Origin of the sequence: Geothrix sp. 21YS21S-2 (genome assembly GCF_030846775.1) — a bacterium.
Lineage (GTDB): Bacteria > Acidobacteriota > Holophagae > Holophagales > Holophagaceae > Mesoterricola.
This window is the reverse complement of sequence record NZ_CP132910.1, coordinates 1-18,992: the sequence shown is the minus strand read 5'-3', so window position 1 is coordinate 18,992 and position 18,992 is coordinate 1. Positions and strand designations below refer to the sequence as shown.

The following is an 18,992-nucleotide window of genomic DNA, read 5'->3' as shown; positions in this document are numbered from 1 at the left end:
ACCGTTGAACCCATTCGCGAGGCACCATGCAGAACTTCACCTTCCACAACCCCACCCGCATCCTCTTCGGAGCCGGCCAGATCGGCTCGTTGCGCCGCGAGGTGCCCCACGGCGCCCGCGTCCTCATGACCTACGGGGGCGGCAGCATCAAGGCCAACGGCGTCTACGACCAGGTCCGCAAGGCCCTGGAGGGCTTCGAACTGCTTGAATTCGGCGGCATCGAGCCCAACCCCACCTTCGAATACCTCATGAAGGGCGTGGAGCTGGCCCGGGCGGAGAAGGTGGACTTCCTGCTGGCCGTGGGCGGCGGTTCCGTCATCGACGGCACCAAGTTCATGGCCGCCGCCGTGCCCTGGCAGGGCAATGAGTGGGACATCGTGAGCCGCCACATGGCCCCCCGCGCCACCCTGCCCCTGGGGACCGTCCTCACCCTCCCCGCAACCGGCACCGAGTCCAACTGCTTCGCCGTGGTGACCCGGGCCGCCACCCGGGACAAGATCGCCTTCTCCTCGCCCCTGCTCTTCCCGAAGTTCTCCATCCTGGACCCCGAGACCACCTTCACCCTCTCCCCGCGCCAGATCGCCAACGGGGTGGTGGACGCCTTCGTGCACACCGTGGAGCAGTACCTCACCTACCCGGCCGACGCGCCCCTCCAGGACCGTTTCGCCGAGGCCATCCTGCGCACCCTCATCGAGGAGGGGCCCCGGACCCTGGCCGACCCCACGGACTACGCGGCCCGGTCCAACGTCATGTGGTGCGCCACGCTCGCCCTCAACGGCCTCATCGGCTCCGGGGTGCCCCAGGACTGGGCCACCCACACCATCGGGCACGAGCTCACCGCCTTCCACGGCCTGGATCACGCCCAGACCCTGGCCATCGTCCTTCCGAACCTCCTGTGGGTCCAGCGGACGGTCAAGCGGGAGAAGCTCGTCCAGTACGCCACCCGGGTGTGGGACTTCCACGACGGCAACGAGGCCGTCCGGCTGGAAAAGGGCATCATCGCCACCCGGACCTTCTTCGAGGCCATGGGCAATCCCACCCACCTGAACGCCTATGCGGTGGGGGAGGAGCGATTCGGGGAGATCGTCGACCGCCTCCAGGCCCGCAAGGCCCTGCCCATGGGCGAACGGAAGGACATCACCAGCGAGAAGGTCCTGGAGATCCTCGCCCTGGCCCGGTAGGCCCACTTGAACATCCCGCTGAAGGCAAGTATGTTCTTCTTGAACAATATCCCAACCGATCCCGCCCTCCCGCCACGCAACTGAACCCCAAGGAGGTCATCCATCCGTACGGTCCTGGGCCGCGCAGTCGCAGGCTCGATCCTCTTGCTGCCCCTCCTCGGAGCACCCGCCGCCGGGCGAAAGGTGCCGCCGGGGGTCTTCTCGTTCCAGAGCTATGGGGTCGAGGACGGGCTCACCAACCTCAGCGTCTACAGTTTCACCCAGGACGCCGAAGGCTACCTGTGGGCCGGCACCGAGGACGGGCTCTACCGCTACGACGGACACCACTTCCAGCTCTGGGGCCAGAGTCTCAAGTCGAGCATCATCTGGGAGATGGCCGCATCTCCCACCGGGGGCCTGTGGGTCGGCACGGATGACGGCATCTTCCGGCTGGAAGGCCGGGACCTCAAGCCCGTGGAGGGCCTGCCCCGCCAGCGGTCCCCGTTCCTGGCCCTGGGCTCCAACGGGAATGCCGTGGCCGTCCAGGGCAAGGCCGTGTTCGGAAGGCACGGGAACGAGCCCATGGCCGTGGTGAAGACCCTGCCCGACCAGATCACGTCCGGATGGGCCTCCCGGGACCTGCGGACCCTGCTCCTCACCACGGAGACCCAGCTCTGGCGCCGGCTCGCGGGCGCGTGGAGCAGCCTGGACCTGCCGCCCACCTTCCACGGCACCGGCTGCCGGATCCTCCAGGACCGCTCGGGCCGGATCTTCCTCCGGGACCGCAAGAGCCTCTGGCGCCGGAACGGCTGGGACGCCTCCTGGGTCGACCTCTCCTCCAAGCTGCCCAGCAACACCTACAACCCCTACCCCCCCATCGAGGACAGCGCGGGCCGGATCTGGGTGGGCACCTCCAAGGGACTGGTGTGCTTCGACGGGGACGAGGCCTGGACCCTGGGCGAGTCCAAGGGCCTTCCCGGCGGCTGGGCCTCCCTCACGTACCTGGACCGGGAGGGCAACCTCTGGGTGACCAGCGAGGGTATCCACAAGCTCAAGGGGCGCTCCCTCTGGACGAACTTCGGCCTCCACCAGGGCCTGCCCTCCCCTTCGGTGTGGGACATCGGCCACAGCGCCGACGGAAGGGTCTTCGCCTGCACCGACAGCGGCGTGGCCGTGCTCAAGGGCGAGACCTGGAGCGTGCTGCACGGCACGGAGGGCCGCACCCTCCTGTCCGGGGGCGGCAACGGCCGCGAAGCCCTCTGGTTCGGCGGATCCGGAAAGAACGAGGACTTCAACACCGTCTTCCGCCTGGACCTCAAGACGGACCGCGTGGAGAAGATCTCGATCAAACCCTGCAAGACCAGCAACCTGATCCTCACCATCGCCAGCGCCCCGGAGGGCGGGGCCTACCTGGGTTCGCGCACCGACGGCGTCTACCAGGTCTCCCGGGACAGGGGGGGCTGGAAGACGGAGCACCTGCCCTTCCCAGGCCACCAGGCCGAGGAGAGGGTGAATTCCCTCCGCAAGGACCTGGGCGGGGGCCTCTGGGCCGCCGGCGAGCACGGCCTGTATTTCCTGGAGAACCGCAAATGGACCCGCCTGGGCCGGGAGCAGGGCCTGCTCGGCACCAACTGCGCCAGCCTGGCCCGGGACCCCCGGGGCTTCATGTGGGTCTCGTACCTCGACGCCAAGGGCATCAGCCGCCTGGCCCGCGTGAACGGCGCCTGGCAGGTGGCGGAGTCCCGCACCCAGCCCGAAGGCCTTTTCAGGGACAGCATCCTGAGCATGGGCTTCGACCCCAAGGGCATCCTCTGGCTCGGCACCGGCGGGGGCATGAAACGCTGGGACGGCAAGGACCTCGATGTCTTCAGCAAGAGCGACGGCCTCATCAGCCAGGACCCCATGGCCAACGGCCTCACCATCGACCCCGACGGAGGCCTCTGGCAGGGATTCGCCAACGGCATCTCCTACTTCCAGCCCCGGGCCTACCAGGGCCCGCCCCCGCCCCCCGTGGCCAAGATCCAGGAGATCACCGACCTGCGCCGCGAGCACGCCGTGGACGAAGCCAGCCCCCGGATCCCCTACGCGAACCGCACGCTCTCCTTCCACTTCTCCGGCCTCTCCTTCCAGAACGAGAGCCGCATCAGCCACGAGGTGCGTCTGGTCGGCCTGGAGAACGAGTGGCGCGAGACGCGGATCTACGAGGCGCGCTATCCCGCCCTGCCGGCCGGCAACTACCGGTTCGAGGTGCGCAGCCGCTTCAATGACGGCCCCCCCGGGCCGGTGGCCGGGTTCTCCTTCCGGATCCTCCCGCCCTGGTGGGGAACCTGGTGGTTCCGCACCCTCTCGGCCCTCGCGGCCGGAGGCGTGGTCCTCCTGGGCTTCCGCCGGCGCACCGCCCAGCTCCACCGGCGCAACGCCGCCCTGGAGGCCATGGTCGCCACCCGCACCGAGGCCCTGGAGGCCTCCAAGAAGCAGCTGGAAAAAGCCAACCGGGCCCTGGAGGAGGCGTCCCTGGTGGACCCCCTCACCGGCCTCCACAACCGCCGCTTCCTGGACCTCTCCCTGCCCACCGACGCCCTCCAGGCCCAGCGGGCCTTCCGGGAACACCTTGACACCGGCCAGGACCCCCTCCTCAACAAGGAGGACATCCTCCTGTTCCTGATGGACATCGATCACTTCAAGTCCGTCAACGACACCCACGGCCATCTGGCCGGCGACCTGGTGCTCAAGCAGCTCTCCGAGATCCTCAGGGCCAACACCCGGGCCACCGATTCCCTGGTGCGCTGGGGCGGCGAGGAATTCCTGCTGGTGGCCCGGCGCACCCGGCGCAGCGGCGCCCCCGCCATCGCCAACGGACTGCTGGAGGCCATCCGTGCCTGCACCTTCGTGCTCCCCGGCGGGGTGGAATTCCAGAAGAGCTGGTCCATCGGCTTCACCGCCCTCCCCGTCCACCCCCACCACCCCGAGCTCGCCGACTGGCAGCAGGCCCTGAAGCTGGCCGACCAGTGCCTCTACGCCGCCAAGAACACCGGCCGCGACCGCTGGGTGGGGGCCCTCATGCCCCCCGACGGCGATGTCTCGCTCCTGGAGGGCATGAAGACCTGGGATGTGGGCTGGGCCGCGTCAAAGGGCCTGATGGACGTGACCAGCTCGGAGCCCGGCTTCGTGTGGCCTGGCTAGTTCGACTGTGGCGTCTGGAAGCCGGGTGGGCCGGGTCCCCCCATTTCGCCCGGTTTCGTTGTCGCCGGCAAGCCGGCGCCAACGGAGAGATCCCGACCTGGGACGCGAGGAGCATGTTCACACCCACCAACTCCGATGGGTGCCTCTGGCCGCTGCATGAGCGTTGGCTCCCCGGGCTGGCCTATGGTTTTGAAGGCCAGCTGCCAGTGGAGCAGGGTTCAGTCCGGGTCGCGCCGACGCTGATTTGGATTTGGGCGCCCGGTCTCTCTCCTGTCGCTGAGCCGGCCCCATGGGGAACCCATGGGGTTGGGTTCACACAGAAGGTCCACCACGGAGGGGATGATGGAGGCACTGGACCCTGAAAGCGAGGCCCGGTTCGACGCCTTTTCGAACCAAGTGGCCGAAGCCTTGCGCTTGTCCGGATGGTCCGGTTCGCAAGGAGCTTTGTGCGGGTATTGCAGTGGGCTCCTGCTTCCCGGGGAGCGCAAAAGCATGGAGCCCATCGCGGCCAGACTGGATCCGGGGCGCCCTGAAGCCTGCTATGCCTCCATCCAGCGGCTCATCACCGACTCCGAGTGGGATGCCCAGGTCGTGCTGGATTTTAGCCGGGCTTATGCCCTGCCATTCATCTCCTCCAGGGGCCGAATCGAGGCGTGGATTGTCGATGACACGTCCTTTCCCAGGCAAGGCCGACATTCCGTGGGTGTGGCCCACCCAAACTGCGGCTGCCGGGGCAACCATCAGAACTGCCAAGTGGCGAAAACGTTTCGCTGACCAATCACGTCGCGGCGCTGCCCGTGGCCTATCGACTCTACCTGCCTGAGGCCTGGACGCGAGATCCCTCCCGATGCCGCAAGGCTGGCGCACCTCATCCGAATGCTGATCCTGCGGTTACCCCGATGCCCTTTCTGCGGCCGCACCGGCACACCCCGTTCACCACCTCGATCCTGGACCGTCGCTTAGTTCGGCATGGCCATGGCCTAATCAGCATCGGCCCCTTTGGCATTCGCCAGACTCAACTCGCAGCAGGCCCTCCGAGCCATAGGCCGGCCCGGGGAGCCTGTGCCGGCAGGGCTGCTTCGGCAATCCATCGGAGTTGGCAGGTGCCAACACAGGCCTCCAACCTGGTCGATGGCTTTCCGTTGGCGCCGGCTTGCCGGCGACAACGAATCGGGGCGCGATGGGGGGACCCGGCCCACCCGGCTTCCAGACGCCACAGTCGAACTAGAGGGCCTTCAGCGCCGCGAGTTCCTGGGGATTCAAGAACTTCCACTCGCCGGGCTTGATCGCGGGATCGTCCAGGGGACCGAACTGGATGCGGCGCAGCTTGGACACCGGGTGCCCCACTGCGGCAAACATCTTGCGGATCTGCTGGTTCTTGCCTTCGATGAGGGTGACGCGCAGCCAGGGGTTGTCCGCCTTCTCGGCGATCTCGATGCCGCAGGGCTTGAGCCGCCGCCCGTCCAGGCGGAACCCCTCCCGGAACTCGTCCAGGGTCTCGGGCTTGGGCATGCGGTGGATCTTCACCAGGTAGACCTTGGGCACATGGAACTCGGGCGCCATGAGCCGCTGCGCCAGGGCCCCGTCGTTGGTGAGCAGGAGCAGCCCTTCGGAATTGAAATCCAGTCGCCCGACGGGATACACCCGCGCGTCAACCCCGTGGATGAGCGCCATGACCGTGGGCCGCCCCTGGTCGTCCTTCACGCTCGTGACGTAGCCCTTGGGCTTGTTCAGAAGGATGTAGACCAGGTTCTCCCGGGTGATGGGCTGGAGGTCCACCGTGATCTCGTCCCGGCGGGCATCCGCGCGGGTGCCCAGCTCCGTGACGGTGACCCCGTTCACCTGGACGCGCCCGTCCAGGATGATCTGCTCGCAGGCCCGCCGGGAGTCCACCCCCGCCGCGGCGAGGATCTTCTGAAGGCGGTCGCCCGATTGGACGGTTTTGGGCTTGGCGCCCGGCTGGGCCTTGGCGCGGGGCTTGAGGCCGGATTTGGCCGGGGCGCCGCTGCGCGAGGCAGGCCGCTCGCCGGTGCGGGTCGCAGGCCGCTCGCCGGTGCGGTTCGCAGGCCGCTCGCCAGTGCGGGTCGCAGGCCGCTCGCCGGTGCGGTTCGCAGGCCGCTCGCCAGTGCGGGTCGCAGGCCGCTCGCCGGTGCGGTTCGCAGAACGCTCGCCGGTCCGGGAGGAAGGCTTGCCCTCGGGGCGGGAAGCGGGGGTCTCGTCAGGCCAGTAGGCAGGGTTCACTTCGTTCCGGAAGTCGGGTTTGGCGGCGGTCCGGGGGGCCGGCCTGGAACCGGTCCTGGGCGCGGGCTTGGCCCCCGTCCGGGAAGGGGGCTTGGAACCGGCCCGGGATACGGGCTTGCCGCCGGTGCGAACCGGTCCCCCAGGCTTCTTTGCGCTCACTCGCTTCTTCGAGTCCTTGCGGGGGGGGGTCGCCATGGGTGTGCCTCCAGCGTCATCACGACGCGAATCGATCATCATCTCACATCCAGCGCCTTCCTCAAAGCGTTATTTACCAACCTAACCCTGCTGTTCGGAGCAGTTATGACGACTGCCCGGTCCGGAATTAAGGCAGGACTTTTCCCGTCAGTCGGCTAGACTGGAGCCTAATTTGGTTTTTTCTCCGAGGAGCTTATGACAAAACACGTATACACCTTTGGCGGAGACCGGAACGAGGGCAACGCGACCATGCGTAACCTCCTCGGCGGGAAGGGCTGCAACCTCGCCGAAATGGCCGGCCTCGAGATCCCCGTGCCCCCCGGTTTCACCGTCACCACCGAGGTCTGCACCCTCTACATCGCGGGCGGCCAGACGCTTCCCCAGGACGTCAAGGCGCAGGTCCTGGAGTCCCTCAAGTGGCTCGAAGGCAACCGCGGCCGCAAGCTGGGCGACGTCGAGAACCCCCTCCTCCTTTCCGTGCGTTCGGGCGCCCGCGTCTCCATGCCCGGCATGATGGACACCGTCCTGAACCTGGGCCTCAACGACCAGACCGTCGAAGGCCTGGCCAAGGCCAGCAACAACCCCCGCTTCGCCTACGATTCCTACCGCCGCTTCATCATGATGTACTCCGACGTGGTCCTGGGCGTTCACAAGGACCTCTTCGAGCATGAGATCGAGAAGCTCAAGGCCAGGACCGGCAAGAAGCTCGACACCGCCATCACCGCCGAGGAGTGGAAGGACCTGACCGTCGTCTTCAAGGCGATCGTCCAGAAGGAACTCGGCAAGCCCTTCCCCCAGGATCCCATCGAGCAGCTCTTCGGCGGCATCTGCGCCGTGTTCGACAGCTGGGAGACCGACCGCGCCAAGATCTACCGCCGCCTGAACCGCATCCCCGACGACTGGGGCACCGCCGTCAACGTCCAGACCATGGTGTTCGGCAACATGGGCGACGACTGCGGCACCGGCGTGGCCTTCACCCGCGACCCCGGCACCGGCGAGCCCTACTTCTACGGCGAATACCTGATCAACGCCCAGGGCGAGGACGTGGTCGCCGGCGTGCGCACCCCCCAGCCCATCACCAAGGCCCAGGCCGAGGGCACCGGCCACCAGAGCCTCGAGGAGGCCATGCCCGCCGCCTTCAAGGAGCTGCTGGCCACCTGCAACCGCCTTGAGCGCCACTTCAAGGACATGCAGGACCTGGAGTTCACCATCGAGCGTGGCCAGCTGTTCATGCTCCAGACCCGCATCGGCAAGCGCACCGCCCTGGCCTCCATCCGCATCGCCATCGACCTGGTGGACGAGGGGATGATCGACAGCAACACCGCCCTGACCCGCATCGATCCCGACAGCCTCAACCAGCTGCTGGCCCCCGTGTTCGATCCCAAGGAGAAGGCCTCCTTCAAGAAGGACGGCAAGCTGATGGCCAAGGGCCTGAATGCCGGCCCCGGCGCCGCCGCCGGCCGCATCGCCCTGAGCGCCGAGCAGGCCGAAGAGCTGGCCAAGACCGGTCCCGTCGTCCTGGTCCGCATCGAGACCTCCCCCGAGGATCTGGCCGGCATGGTCGCCGCCAACGGCATCCTCACCGCCCGCGGCGGCATGACCAGCCACGCGGCCGTGGTCGCCCGCGGCATGGGCAAGCCCTGCGTCTGCGGCGCCTCCGCCCTGAACATCGACGTCAAGGCCGGCACGGTCAACGTCGGCGACATCACCCTCAAGGCCGGCACCGACTTCATCTCCATCGACGGCTCCACCGGCGAGATCTTCGCCGGCCAGCTGAGCGCCTTCCCCTCCGAAGTGAACCAGGTGCTCGTCGAGAAGAAGCTCAAGGCCGAGGACAGCGAGCTGTTCGGCCGGTTCATGAAGATCATGACCTGGTCCAACGCCGTCCGTAAGCTCAAGGTCCGCACCAACGCCGACACCCCGCACGACTCCGACGTGGCCCGCGCCTTCGGCGCCGAGGGCATCGGCCTGTGCCGCACCGAGCACATGTTCTTCGAGGGCGAGCGCATCATCGCCGTGCGCGAGTTCATCCTCGCCAAGGACCTGGAGGCCCGCAAGGAAGCCCTCAAGAAGCTCCTGCCCATCCAGCGCCAGGACTTCGAAGGCATCTTCGAGGCCATGAACGGCCTGCCCGTCACCGTGCGCCTCCTGGATCCCCCCCTCCACGAGTTCGTGCCCCACGACGAGGCCGGCCAGCTCGAAATGGCCAAGGTCATCGGCGTCAGTGCCGCCGAGGTCAAGCACCGCGTGGAGAAGCTGCACGAGTTCAACCCCATGATGGGCCACCGCGGCTGCCGCCTGGGCATCACCTACCCCGAGCTCATCCGCATGCAGATGCGCGCCATCAGCGAGGCCGCCATCGCCGTGGGCCGGAAGGGCATCGTCGCCCTGCCCGAGGTCATGGTTCCCCTCATCGGCACCGTCAAGGAGCTGGCCTTCACCAAGGCCGAGATGCTGGACGAGCTGGCCGCGGTGAACAAGGAGCAGGGAACCGATTTCAGCTGCCCCATCGGCACCATGATCGAGATCCCCCGCGCCGCCATCACCGCCGACAAGGTCGCCACCGAGGCCGAGTTCTTCTCCTTCGGCACCAACGACCTCACCCAGATGGGCTTCGGCTACTCCCGCGACGATTCCGGCTCCTTCCTGCCCGAGTACGTCTCCAAGAAGATCCTCGAGGACGACCCCTTCCAGAGCCTCGACCAGGAAGGCATCGGCGAGCTGGTCCGCATCGCCTGCGAAAAGGGCCGCTCCACCCGCCCCGGCATCAAGCTGGGCGTCTGCGGCGAGCACGGCGGCGACCCCCGTTCGGTGAAGTTCTTCCACCGCGTGGGCCTGAACTACGTCAGCTGCAGCCCCTACCGCGTGCCCATCGCGATCCTGGCCGCCGCCCAGGCCGTCCTGGAAGAGAAGAAGTAGTTCCTGCGGCAGACAGATGAGAAGGGGCGCCCAGGCGCCCCTTTTCATTTGGGGGCCAGGAGACCGGAGCAACCCGCAAGGCCCTGTCGTACCATGGGCCCATGCCCCCCCGCCCCTCCCTCCTCCTCGCAGCCTTCCCCCCCGAACTCGCCGGGTGGGACGCCACCCCTCCCGCCGGCTGGCGGGTGGCCTGCACCGGCGTCGGGGCGCTCACGGCCGCGGTGGCGACCGTTCGGTTGCTGTCGGAGCTGGATCCGGAACGCGTCCTGTTCGTGGGCACCTGCGGGTCCTACGACGCGCGGCTCCAGCCGGGGGACGCCGTCTGGGCCTCGGAGGCCCTGGCCATCTCCCTGGATGAGCTGGAGGGGCGGGCCTACCGGCCGGCCATCGAAGTCGTCCGGTGGCCCGCGACCCTCGTGCCGGCCCTGCCCTTCCCGGCCCATTCCGTGGCGGTGCCGCCGGGAATTACGCGCACGGAGGAGGGGGCGCGGCGCCTGGGGGAGCTGGCGGCCGTGGAGCACCTGGAGCTCACGGGGGTCTTTGCGGCCTGCGCGGAGGCGGGCGTGCCCTGCGGGGCCGTGCTGGCGGTGGCGAACCGCGTGGGGCCCGAGGCGCACCGGGAGTGGCGGGAGAACCATGAGCGGGTGAGCCGGGAGCTGATGGCGCGCCTGGCTGGGCTGGGGGTCTTCGGGGGGCGGTGAGGCCAGGAGGAGGCTCCGGCCCCTGCCCGTCTCCACGAGCCAGCCCGCGGGCACGGCCTCGGCGCGGATGCCCAGGCAGTCCCCGGTGACGAACAGGTGGGCGCCGGCCAGGGCTTCCAGGGCCTCGGGGTGGGGGTGGCCGAAGACGTTGCCGCGGCCGGCGCACACCAGGGCCAGCCGCGGGTCCAGGGCCGCGGTCCAGGCGGATCCGGAGGCGCTGCGGCTGCCGTGGTGGCCGGCCTTCAGGAGCCGTCCGGGGGCGGGGGGACCGGGGTCCCCCAGGTCCAGGAGGTCGCGCTCCTGGGTGGCCAGGGCGTCGCCCATGAGCCAGAGTTCCCGGCCGCGCCAGGCCACGCGCAGGACGAGGGAGTTCATGTTCACGTCCCGCAGGGCCATGGGGCCCGGCGGCCACCGCACGGAGAAGGAGGCCCCGCCGCGGTTCCACGCGTCGCCGCGGCGCAACGGGAGGGCGCGTAGCCGGGAGGGCGCGGCGCCGAAGGGCTCCCACTTCGCCGGGGCCATGGCCGGCCGGCTCACCGAGGCCAGGGGCCAGAGGCTCTCCAGGGCCTCCCACCCGCCGGCGTGGTCCTGATGGGGATGGGTGAGGATGAGGTGGAGGGGCTCCCGGACGCCGCGCCGGGCCAGGACCCGCGCGATCCTCCGGGCGGAGCCGGCGTCGGGGCCGGTATCCACCAGGGTGGCGTCGCCGCCCGGGACGCGGATCAGGAGGGCATCGCCCTGGCCGACGTCCAGGGCCTCGATGCTCAAGGCGCGGGGAGGGCTTCCGGTGCCCCTGGAGGCCAGCAGACCCAGGGAGCCCGCCACCAGGGCCGCGGTGAGCCAGCGGGTGCGGCGGAACCCGGCATGGAGCTGCGCCAGGAGGACCCAGCCCAGGCCCAGGGCGGCCCAGGGCCAGAGGGTGCCCGTGGCGAGGGGGACGACGCGGGCGAAGGCGGGCACCAGGGTCCCGCCCACCCAGGCCAGGACGTGGCCGAGGGGCGCCACGGCCCAGGGCGCCGGCAGGAAGACCAGGGCGAGGCACAGGAGCGCCAGCACGGCCACCACGGGAAGGAGGGCCAGGTTGGCGGCGGCGGACCACAGGGGAGCGCCCCCGTGGAACAGGGCCAGCAGGGGCAACGTGGAGAGCCAGGGGGCCAGCACCCTCGCCAGGGGCCCGGCGAATCGCCCCGCCAGCGGCCCCAGGAGCCCGGCCAGGGGGCGGCTGCCCCACAGCAGGCCGGTCAGGGCGAGCCAGGACAGGAGGAAGCCGGGATCGCACCCGGCCGCGGGGTGGACCAGGAGCCACGCCACCAGCGCGCCGTGGAGGGTCACGACCTGGGGGACCTTCCACCCGGTGCCCCTGGCCGCGGCCCAGGCGAGGCCCATGAGGAAGCCGCGCCACACCGGGGCGGTGAACCCCACCAGGGCGCAGTAGGCCAGGCCCCCCGCCATGGCGGCGGCGGGGCTGCCGCGGCCCAGGGCGCGCCGCCACAGGGCCTCCAGGCCCGCCATGACGAGGGACACCTGCAGTCCGGAGACGACGAGGGTGTGGATGGTCCCGCTCTGGACGAAGGGGCTGAAGGCCTCCCCGTGGGCGGGAGGGATGCCCAGGGTGAGGGCGCCCCAGAGGTCCCGGGCCGGGGCGGAGAGCGGCAGCGCGAGGAACCTCGCGTGGACCCAGGCGCGCAGCGCCAGCAGCGGGGAGGGCCGGGGCGGGCCCAGGACCTCCAGCACCAGGGACGAGGGCAGGCGCAGCCTCCGGGGGGCCCCCGCCTCCCGGGCGCGCCACCGCGGGCGCTCGGCGAGGAACCCGGGGCCTGCCTCCACCCGCTGGAGGTCGGCCCCGAAGGCCACGGGGGTGCCCGGCGGGGGCGGCGGCACGCCCGAGGCGGGAAGGTCCAAGGGAAGCGCCAGGCCCCGCAGGGCCTCCGGCGCTTCGACGCGCAGGGCCCCGGCCCGGGAGCGGCCCCGCAGCGCCCAGGGCGCCGCCAGGACGCCCCGGATCCGCGCGGGCCCCGCGGGAAGCGCGCATTCCCACCGGGCCAGGCGCCCCAGCCCGCCCAGGGTGCCCCAGGCCAGGGCGATGGCCAGGCAGAGCCCGATCCAGCGCCGGCGCGGCGCCAGGGGCAGGGAACAGGCCACGGCGGCCCACCCCGCCAGCCGCGCCCCCAGGGGGAGCCTGCCGTCCCAGGCTTCCGGCAGGGCCCACGGAACGGCGCAGGCGGCCCCCAGGGCCCAGGGAAGGGCCCAGAAACCGTCGCCGCTCAGGCGCTGCCAAAGTTCGTCCCGGGAAAGCATGGAGCCGAGTCTACGCGAGGGGGCGATCCATGAGAAAATGGCTGTTCATGCGGGATTCCAAGTGATCCGAAACCACCTTTTCAACGTCGCCGCCTGCCTCGCCGTGTCTTGGGCCTCCCTGGGCGCCTGGAGCCCCGCCTTCCATGAAGTGCAGACAGGGCGGGCCGCCCGGCTCCTGCCCAAGCGCATGGCGGCCTTCCTCGCCACCCACGCGAGGGAGCTCGTCAGCGGCGCGCGGGGGCAGGCCAACGACCAGGTGCCCACCGTGGAGGACGTGGAGGAGCAGTTCCGCCGCATCGTGGCCCTCACGGAGGATCACAAGCGGCCGGAGCGCATTGCCAGGGAGCTGGGCGTCCTGGCCCACCAGGTCCAGCTCCTCATGGACCCCTCGGCGGTGGTGGGCGTATCGTCGCTGCGGGAGTCGTTCCAGGCCTACGGCGACGAGAAGCTTCCGAAGCTCGTGCTGAGCCGGGAGCCCTTCTGGGCGGTCACGTCTCCCCTGGACCCCCGGCCCAGGCTGGTGCAGTGGGCGCAGGTCAAGTTCGACCGCAACCAGGCGCTCCAGGAATGCTTCGACGAGGCGACCGGGCGCAGGAAGGGGGGATGGGACGAGCTTTCAGTGCCCTTCGCCCAGCTCCAGCTTTCCTATTCCAATGGGATCAACGGCACCGCCAATATCTGGATCCAGTTGTGGCGGGCCGTCGGCGACCAGTGGGACGCCCCCGGCGATGAAAGCATAGCCAGGGACTAGTCTTTTCGATATCTTCCTATCATCACCATGGAGACAGGAATGGCCTCGTATACCCGGCTCGGCTCGTACATGCTTTCCAGTGAACTCACGGCCGACCCCATCGGCAGGATCCACCGCGGGCTCTCCCTTTCCGGCAGCGCCTTCGAGAAGCACCACCTGCTGCGGACGTTCACCGACGAGCTCGTGGACGCCGGCATCGGCGCCCGCATGGGGGAGGCCGCGCGGGTGGCCGGAATCCTCGCCGGCAGCCGCGGCTTCGGCGCCAACTACCATGCCGAGCCCGGCAGGACGCCCCACGTGGTCTGCGACTACGTGCCCGGGCGCAGCCTGGCGCAGGTGCTGAGGAAGACCCGCGAGGAGCAGATCCCCCTGGGGGTGGACCATTCCCTTTCCGTGATCCAGGGCCTGGCCATGTCCCTCATGGCGCTGGCCGCCAAGGATCTCCACCACGGCGCCCTGAGCCCCCACAGCATCTGGGTGAGCTTCGAAGGCGCCACGCAGATCGTCGACGCGCCCTACGCCGGCATCCTGGCGGGGCTCCTGCCCAAGGCCAAGGGGCTGGAAAAGGAACTCGCCCCCTACCGCGCGCCGGAAGCCAGGAGCCCGCTGCAGCAGGACCTCTTCGCCCTGGGCGCCGTGCTCTTCGAGCTGCTGACCCTGGAGAAGCTCCCCGCGCCTGAAGCCATCCCCGCGGCGCTGTCCCGCGCCACGCTGAAGGCGGCCATGGAGGACGGCCCCCTTCCGGCCGAGATCGCGGGCCTCCTGAACCGGCTGCTGGTGGACCCCTCCGCCTTCCCTTCCATGGGCGAATTCAACAAGGAGCTCGAGCGCGTCCTCTACGACGGCGACTACAGCCCCACCACCTTCAACATGGCCTTCTACATGCATACGCTCTTCCGCGAGGAGGCCGAACAGGACGGCCAGTCCATGAAGGCGGACCAGGGCGTGGACTACACGCCGTTCCTGCCTTCCGAGGGCGCGTCGCGCAGCGTCCTGGTCAACGCCGACGGGCAGAGCCGGGTGAAGTACTTCGTCTACGCCGGCGCGGCCGCCGTGGCCATCCTCGGATTCTTCGGCTACAAGTACCGCGAGCTCCGGTCCGAGAACAACGCCATCCAGGTCAAGCTCGCCGAACTCCAGCAGCTGAAGGCGGCGAACGAGAACAAGCTCATGGACATCGCCAAGCAGGAGGAGTCCCAGAGGATCCTGCAGGAGCAGCTCGCCAAGAAGGCAACGGAGGCCAAGACCACCGAGGAGCGCGCCAAGGCGAAGAAGGACCTGGAGGAATCCAAGGCCAAGGCCCTGGAACTGGGCCGTCAGAAGGACGAGGCCCTGAAGAAGCAGCAGGAGTTGACCAACCAGGGCAACACCATCGCCCTCAACGCCCAGAAGGCCGCGCCCGCGCCGCAGCCCGCGCCGCCGCCGGCGCCGGCCCCCGCCAAGCAGGAAGCCCCGGCCCCGGCGGTGGTGGCCACTCCCGCGCCCCAGGCGCCGCCCCCCGCGGCCGCCGCGCCCGCGCAGCAGGAGGCGGTGGAGACGCCCGCCGCCCTCGTGCGCCGCGTCAGCCCCACGGCGCCCCGCATCGCCAACAAGGCCTTCCTGCCCGCCAATGTCCGGGACAGCGACATCAAGGTGATCCTGAAGATCTTCGTGGACGCCCAGGGACACCCCGTGAAGGTGGTCATCGTGCAGGGCGTGGCCGGGCCCTTCGGCTACAACGACGCCGCGCAGAACGCCGCCCTGGCCTCGGGCTACGCCCCGGCCACGAAGAACGGCAAGCCCACCACGGGCTGGATGACCCTCGAATACAACTTCGGCAGGGCGAAGTAGCTACCCGCCCAGGATGATCGGATCGTCGTCGTCCCCGTCCACGATGCGGATGTGGGACCCGGCGTCCAGCAGGACGGCGTCCTCGAACATGTTGTGCAGCTTGGGTTCGTAGCGGTCGGCGTCCAGGAGGCGCGGGTCCGCGGCCAGCTGCAGCCCGGTGCGCTCCAGGGAGGCGACGCCGGCGGGATCGACTCCCAGGATCGCCCCCAGGAGCTTCTGCGGATTGGGGGCCTGGCCGGAGGCGATGCGGGTGGTGAAGGCCAGCGCGCCGTCCTTCCAGGCCATGGCCTCCACGAGGGAGCGGATCTCCACGCGCTTGACGCCCTTGTGGCCGCCGGTCTTGCCGGATTTCTCCATCTCGAAGCGTTCGGAGGCCATGAATTCCGCGGTGGCGAAGAGGGCCCGCTCGAGCAGGTCCGCAGGGCACTGCCAGCGCCAGGAGGCGGAGCGGCACAGGTCGGACACGGGCGACGCGTAGTTGGGGACGATCTCGCACTGGAGGACGGTGAGGCCCGCCGGCGCGTGGGCGTTGATGCAGCCGGGCAGTTCCGAAAGCGGCATCCCGGCCCCATGGGCCAGCACCGCGTCGGCCCATTCCCCCCGGCCGGGAACGCCCAGGGGCAGCGGGTGCCCCAGATGCAGGGCGGGCCGGGGCACCTTCTCGAGGCCCATGGCAAGCGGGAGCCCCGCGTCCAGGATGGCCCGGGCCAGCTGGGACGCCAGGGCCGGCGGGTGCTGCCCGCACGCGGGCTCCGAGACGGCGAAGCGGAGCCGGAGGGTCCTTCGGTTGGGATCCGTCTGCCAGCGGTTCATGCGGCGGGCCCTGGAGGTGGCCACGTCGGCCCGGAGCCGCGCGCGCACGGGCTCCCAGGCCGGCCCCGCGAGGCGGAGGAGGGCCAGGGCGTGTTCGAGCTGGCCTTCCAGCTCAAGCATTTTCAGAACCCGGTCCAGGGCGGCCGCTTCGGGCGGTCCGGTGGAAACCATGTCCTGGAAGGCCTTCAGCGGCGCATGTGCGGAATCTCGGGAGGCCTCGTCCATAGCGTTCCAGTGTAACCAGGGCTGGTGGCGGGTCCAGGGTCCGGGTTTTCCGCGAAGGCTGCTGATTTCTCGGTGGGGAATTCCAAAGTCGCCATGAGAATCAGGTAAGAGAAGGACTGCTGCGTTCTTTGTGCAGGGAAAATATTCACGGGTGGGATGGCCCAATTCCCTAATGGATACGCCATTCTTCCCAGATTTCCCCCGGATGATACAAGGCTCCGGGAAAAAATTGCCACGATTCACATCATGAATCGATGTTCACAGTGGCCAGGGGAAGCCGCGTCACTTGGGCTGCTTGGATTCCAGGAAGCGCTTGGCCTCCCGCCGGAGGATCTCGGCGACGCCCTTGTCCCTCATGAGGAGCTTCAGGTCCATGTCGATGAGGCGCTTGAGGAGGTTCAGGGAAAGGGCGATGGGCGTCTTGGGGTTGAGCACCAGGGCCTTCACGATGACGTATTTCTTGAGCCAGTCCCGGTTCGTGGCGATGATCCGGATGACTTCCTCGTTGATGGTGCGCATCTGCGCGATGAAGGCGATCTCCCCCTCGGTTATCCGCGGATTGCGGATCACGTTCACCTGGATGAGGCGGTTGGCCTCGCGGATGAGGAGGGTCCGCTCCTCCTTGCCGCCCTTGATGGCGAGCATGATCTTCTGGTTGGTGCGCAGGCGCATCACGCGCTTGGTGAGCGAGAGGGGGATCTCGTTGCCCTCTTCGTCCAACACGGGCGCCAGAATGGCCCGCACGGGGGCTTCCAGCTCCTCGGGCGTCTCCACCGGAAGGGGCAGCTCGGCCCAGGCCTTGTCGAGCCTGCCGGCCTCCACCTCGTCGATGATCTCCAGGCGCTCCTCGGCGACCTCCTTCGTCACCAGGCGCAGCACGTCCCGCCGGAACTCGTTGACCCGGCGCTTGATCTGGTACTCGGCCTCCGGATGGGTCTCCAGCAGATCCAGGATCACCGGGCGTTCCAGCCAGAGCACCTGGTTGTTCAGGGGGATCTCCAGCACGGCCCCCGGCAGGAACGGCACCACCCGCTCCATCCAGGCGGAGTTCATGTCCGGGTGCAGCAGGGCCGTCTCCAGCAGGGCCGGCTCCTTGCGGTGGATGAGGATGAGTCCCAGGGGATCGGGCGGATCCTGGGGCCCGAGGATGGCGTTGGAGAGCAGGCTCTCCGGCATGGCCTTCACGGTCTCCACCGCGGTGTCGGCGAAGGGGGTCTCCTTGAAGACGGCGTGGCTCAATGCCTGGAGCAGGTCGATGGGCGGAACCGGGAGATTGCCCGCCACCAGGGACCTGGCCATCGCCTCGGGCAGCTGGCCATCCACGAATTTCTGAACGATCAGATGCACGTCATTCCCCTTCCTGGTCGGTCTCCGGAGCCGTGGGCGGGTTCCTGGCCTCCGTGCTCTCGGGGACGATCCATTCCCCATTCTCGCCGAATTTCCCCGTCCACGGTTCGCCGACGGCGGTTCCGTGGCGGATCCTGCGGCCCGCGACGTCCAGCACCACGACGCCGCCGTTGTCCACGGTGATGGAGAAGGGCCCCTTCACCCGCAGGCGCCAGGGGTCCGACACGCGCAGGCTGCGCTTCTGGGCGGGGGCGCCGCCGGGGGCGACGGTCACCTCGCAGGTGTCCTGGGCGCGCAGGGACACCAGCACGCCCTCCTCGTTGACGGGCACTTCGGGCAGGACTTCGCCCACCACGGGATAGGGGCCCTCCGGCTCGGCGGGCTTCCAGCGCGCGGGGCCGGTGCGGTCCACCTGCACCTCGGCCTGGCCCCGGGGGCGGCGCAGGTTGCGCCCGGGCACCACGAGCCAGAGCACCAGCAGGAGCGTGCCGGCGCTGAGCGCGCCCATGAGGATGCGCTCCTGGTGCTCACGGCGCGGGTCGGGCGGTTCCTGCTCCACCAATCCGGGAAGCTGGTTCCACTGTTCGGAGTAGGCCTCGGGGTCCACCCCCAGGCGCTCGGCGATCTGGCGCGCGTAGGGCCGCTCCCGGCCCGGCGGGACCCGGTCCCAGGCCTCGGCCTCCACCGCCTCGAGGACACGCACGCTGAGGTTCAGGTCGAAGGCCAGGGCATGCAGGGAGAGCCCCTGGGCGATGCGGGCCTGCCGGATGGCGTCGCCGATGCCGGTGGCGTGGGGCGCCCCCTCCGGCCCGCTCAAGGCTTCCAGCCCACGGGGACCTCGGCCACCATCCGCCCCAGCTGCTCGCGCCGCTCGTCACGGTTGAGACGGCGGTCGTCCATGGTCCCGCGGTGGGCCATGGCGTCGCCCAGGGTGGACTGGAGGTCGTCGGGCGTCACGAAGTCCCTGCCGTCGAGCCAGGCCTCCGCCCGGGACAGCGCCAGCCAGTGCCCCGCGGCCCGGGTGGAGCAGAAGCCCCGGTTCTCGCGGATCCGCGCCACCACGCGCTCGGCGTAGTCCAGCGCGCCGTCGGAGGCCCGCACCTTGCGCACCTCGGCCCGGGCCCGGCGCCAGCCGTCCAGATCCATGGCCGGTTCCAGGGACTCCAGGATCCCGGAGCCGGCCTCGCCCCGCAGGACGAGCCGCTCCGAGACCGGATCGGGGTAGCCCAGGTGGAGGACGCAGGCGAAGCGGTCCATCTGGCTTTCCGGAAGGGGGAAGGTGCCCGAGGTGTCCATGGGGTTCTGGGTGGCGATGACGAAGAAGGGGTC

General features: G+C 69.7%; 12 protein-coding genes and 1 pseudogene. 7 read left to right on the top strand and 6 right to left on the bottom strand.

The genetic code is table 11. The features are described from left to right. Window positions 1-26 precede the first annotated feature (26 nt). The 3 genes from RAH40_RS00065 to RAH40_RS00055 all read left to right on the top strand — a co-directional run bounded on the left by RAH40_RS00065 (window position 27) and on the right by RAH40_RS00055 (window position 5,117). On the top strand, window positions 27-1,181 hold the full coding sequence (locus RAH40_RS00065; protein WP_306599992.1) for an iron-containing alcohol dehydrogenase: 1,155 nt from the start codon (window positions 27-29) through the stop codon (window positions 1,179-1,181). Window positions 1,182-1,325: 144 nt separating this feature from the next. Further along, a complete protein-coding gene (locus tag RAH40_RS00060; RefSeq protein ID WP_306599991.1) occupies window positions 1,326-4,343 on the top strand; it encodes a ligand-binding sensor domain-containing diguanylate cyclase in 3,018 nt (1,005 codons plus the stop codon). Window positions 4,344-4,685: 342 nt separating this feature from the next. After that, on the top strand, window positions 4,686-5,117 hold the full coding sequence (locus RAH40_RS00055) for a transposase (RefSeq protein ID WP_306599990.1): 432 nt from the start codon (window positions 4,686-4,688) through the stop codon (window positions 5,115-5,117). A 450-nt stretch (window positions 5,118-5,567) separates the two neighbouring features. On the opposite strand, the gene RAH40_RS00050 is transcribed toward RAH40_RS00055, so the two are convergent. Next, the gene (locus RAH40_RS00050; RefSeq protein ID WP_306599989.1) at window positions 5,568-6,779 is read right to left on the bottom strand and encodes a pseudouridine synthase; all 1,212 of its coding nucleotides are present in this window, start codon (window positions 6,777-6,779) and stop codon (window positions 5,568-5,570) included. A 195-nt stretch (window positions 6,780-6,974) separates the two neighbouring features. Here RAH40_RS00050 and ppdK point away from each other — a divergent pair, with 195 nt between their 5' ends. Next, window positions 6,975-9,698: a pyruvate, phosphate dikinase gene (gene ppdK / locus RAH40_RS00045; protein ID WP_306599988.1), complete on the top strand. Its 2,724-nt coding sequence runs from the start codon at window positions 6,975-6,977 to the stop codon at window positions 9,696-9,698. Window positions 9,699-9,799: 101 nt separating this feature from the next. Then, window positions 9,800-10,399, top strand: coding sequence for a phosphorylase (locus RAH40_RS00040; protein WP_306602322.1), 600 nt, complete (start codon window positions 9,800-9,802; stop codon window positions 10,397-10,399). 168 nt (window positions 10,400-10,567) lie between these two features. Here RAH40_RS00040 and RAH40_RS00035 read toward each other — a convergent pair. After that, a pseudogene (locus RAH40_RS00035) lies at window positions 10,568-12,697 on the bottom strand (ComEC/Rec2 family competence protein); the annotation flags it as partial. A 61-nt stretch (window positions 12,698-12,758) separates the two neighbouring features. Between RAH40_RS00035 and RAH40_RS00030 the strand changes: the two are divergent. Together RAH40_RS00030 and RAH40_RS00025 are read left to right on the top strand one after the other, a co-directional pair. Then, complete coding sequence (locus tag RAH40_RS00030; RefSeq protein ID WP_306599987.1) at window positions 12,759-13,448, top strand: hypothetical protein; 690 nt, start codon at window positions 12,759-12,761, stop codon at window positions 13,446-13,448. Window positions 13,449-13,487: 39 nt separating this feature from the next. Continuing rightward, window positions 13,488-15,278 carry a hypothetical protein gene (locus RAH40_RS00025; protein WP_306599986.1) on the top strand — a complete coding sequence of 597 codons (1,791 nt, stop codon included), beginning with the start codon at window positions 13,488-13,490 and terminating at the stop codon, window positions 15,276-15,278. Here RAH40_RS00025 and RAH40_RS00020 read toward each other — a convergent pair whose 3' ends face one another. From RAH40_RS00020 to RAH40_RS00005, 4 genes are all read right to left on the bottom strand, one after another. Further along, window positions 15,279-16,211: a DUF2344 domain-containing protein gene (locus RAH40_RS00020; protein WP_306599985.1), complete on the bottom strand. Its 933-nt coding sequence runs from the start codon at window positions 16,209-16,211 to the stop codon at window positions 15,279-15,281. 387 nt (window positions 16,212-16,598) lie between these two features. Further along, on the bottom strand, window positions 16,599-17,663 hold the full coding sequence (locus RAH40_RS00015; RefSeq protein ID WP_306599984.1) for a hypothetical protein: 1,065 nt from the start codon (window positions 17,661-17,663) through the stop codon (window positions 16,599-16,601). Window position 17,664: 1 nt separating this feature from the next. Then, window positions 17,665-18,480: a RodZ family helix-turn-helix domain-containing protein gene (locus tag RAH40_RS00010; RefSeq protein ID WP_306599983.1), complete on the bottom strand. Its 816-nt coding sequence runs from the start codon at window positions 18,478-18,480 to the stop codon at window positions 17,665-17,667. Continuing rightward, window positions 18,477-18,977, bottom strand: coding sequence for an AAA family ATPase (locus RAH40_RS00005; RefSeq protein WP_373432594.1), 501 nt, complete (start codon window positions 18,975-18,977; stop codon window positions 18,477-18,479). The genes RAH40_RS00010 and RAH40_RS00005 overlap by 4 nt, the downstream gene beginning before the upstream one ends. Between the last annotated feature and the right edge of the window lie 15 nt (window positions 18,978-18,992).

Excerpts from the sequence above, each read along its gene's own strand:
- RAH40_RS00055 (WP_306599990.1), top strand. The coding sequence starts at position 4,686 with ATGGAGGCACTGGACCCTGAAAGCGAGGCCCGGTTCGACGCCTTTTCG.
- RAH40_RS00050 (WP_306599989.1), bottom strand. The coding sequence starts at position 6,779 with ATGGCGACCCCCCCCCGCAAGGACTCGAAGAAGCGAGTGAGCGCAAAG.
- RAH40_RS00020 (WP_306599985.1), bottom strand. The coding sequence starts at position 16,211 with ATGCTTGAGCTGGAAGGCCAGCTCGAACACGCCCTGGCCCTCCTCCGC.
- RAH40_RS00040 (WP_306602322.1), top strand. The coding sequence starts at position 9,800 with ATGCCCCCCCGCCCCTCCCTCCTCCTCGCAGCCTTCCCCCCCGAACTC.
- RAH40_RS00025 (WP_306599986.1), top strand. The coding sequence starts at position 13,488 with ATGGCCTCGTATACCCGGCTCGGCTCGTACATGCTTTCCAGTGAACTC.
- ppdK (WP_306599988.1), top strand. The coding sequence starts at position 6,975 with ATGACAAAACACGTATACACCTTTGGCGGAGACCGGAACGAGGGCAAC.
- RAH40_RS00065 (WP_306599992.1), top strand. The coding sequence starts at position 27 with ATGCAGAACTTCACCTTCCACAACCCCACCCGCATCCTCTTCGGAGCC.